At 52.2% G+C, this 1,813-nt stretch carries 1 protein-coding gene; it reads left to right on the forward strand.

What is annotated here, in order from left to right; all coding sequences use genetic code 11:
* Nucleotides 1–113: 113 nt before the first annotated feature.
* Nucleotides 114–1,412 (forward strand): IS110 family RNA-guided transposase, encoded by a 1,299-nt coding sequence (locus tag H4Q31_RS19270; protein ID WP_185180691.1) that lies wholly within the window; start codon nucleotides 114–116, stop codon nucleotides 1,410–1,412.
* Nucleotides 1,413–1,813 lie beyond the last annotated feature (401 nt).

Raw genomic sequence — 1,813 nt, forward strand, 5'->3', positions numbered from 1 at the left:
GGAGCTATTCCTGTAATGAATTAAAATGCGGTTTGCAAAGCAAAAAGCGCCTCCTGTATGCTGGGTCTCGGAATGGTGCACATTCACTGCCCTAATTGAGGAGGACGCTCTAGATGAAGCATACCCAAACGAACAAGCAAAATCAACGAATTTCGAGAATTTCTGAATCGACGCTCGTTATCGGAACCGACATTGCGAAGTTTAACCATGTCGCCCGCGCTTTCAATTACCGCGGCATCGAACTCGGCAAACGTTGTCTGTTCCAGAATGACGAGAATGGATTGCTGAACTTGCTGGCATGGGCTGAATCCATCATGCAAGAACATATGCTAACTGACGTTATACTGGGTGTCGAGCCAACCGGCCACTACTGGTTCCCGCTGTACCATTACTTGAATCAGCGCGGTATCGCGGTTGTGCTGGTGAACCCGCATCACGTCAAGAAGAGCAAGGAACTTGACGACAATTCGCCGACCAAGAATGACATTAAGGATGCGAAAGTCGTGGCTAAACTCGTCATCGACGGGCGCTATACACAGCCGCAGCTGCCGGAAGGCGTGTACGCCGACCTGCGCGTGCTGATGAATCAGCGAGACCGCCTATGCGGGGATTTGAACCGCGTGAAAGGAAGAATCCACAATTGGCTGGATCGCTTCTTTCCCGAATATACACAAGTGTTTAAAGACTGGGAAGGCAAAGCTTCGCTTATCACGCTCAGGCACTTTCCGCTTCCACAGGATGTTGTCGCTGCCGGAGAAACAAAAGTGGTGGCGACCTGGAAGAAGAACGACGTGCAGCGAGCAGTAGGCACCAAAAGAGCGAGTCTGCTACACCGGAAAGCCCAAAAGTCCATCGGCCTCACGGAAGGCGCTACGGCGGCCAAGCATGAGCTAGCCATGTATTTGGAGCAGTACTCCATGCTGTGCAGGCAGATTGAGCAACTGATGGGGTTTGTGGCGGATCTGGTGGAACAGATTCCGGGCGCTACCCACATGATGAGTATTCCGTGCATCGGTCTCGTCACCGTTGCAGGATTCCTGGCGGAAGTCGGCGACTTAAGCGGCTATGACCATAGCCAGCAGATCGTCCGCCATGCCGGTCTCAGCCTGCGGGAAAACAGCTCCGGGCTTCACAAAGGGGAAACGACCATCAGCAAACGAGGGCGTTGCCGCCTCAGGGCCCTGCTGTTCCGGGCGGCCCTGACGATGATCGCCAAGAATCCGGAATTCCGTGCGTTGCATCGGTATTTCACGACGCGTCGGGATAATCCGCTGAAGAAGAAGCAGTCGATGATCGCCATCTGTAACAAGCTCATCCGTGTCCTGTTTGAACTGGGACGCAGACAGAAGAACTACGATACTAGCAAGGTTCTGGGCCCCCATCGGGAGGCGCAATTGCAAGCGGCAGCTTAATTCATATACAGCTTAGCAACTCGTCTTTGTTTCATCGCTTATGCACATGTTGATCTTTGACAAACGAAGCACGGATAGGCCGGGAGTAATAATCACCATTAGGGCATCGACCCCGTTTAGGAGCTTGCCTGGCCTCCACCCCTTGAGAGGTAGAACGAAGGAATGTAAGGGCATCGACCCAGGGAGATATGGGAGGGTAAACCGCAAGGGTTCACGTGGAGATCCATATGCGATCATATGGCGTTAAAAAGCGGGGTGACCGCCACCTCTATTCCCGCCAACAGGTCGATCCCAAATATTCGCTCTGCGTCAAATCCTATCCAAGGGAGATTCGGATGTCAAAGATGAAAATATGCGAAAAAGCAAGAAAAACGAAGAAAACATTAATTTATTGAGGGAGG

This window comes from Cohnella lubricantis (genome assembly GCF_014212015.1).
Classification (GTDB): domain Bacteria; phylum Bacillota; class Bacilli; order Paenibacillales; family Paenibacillaceae; genus Cohnella; species Cohnella lubricantis.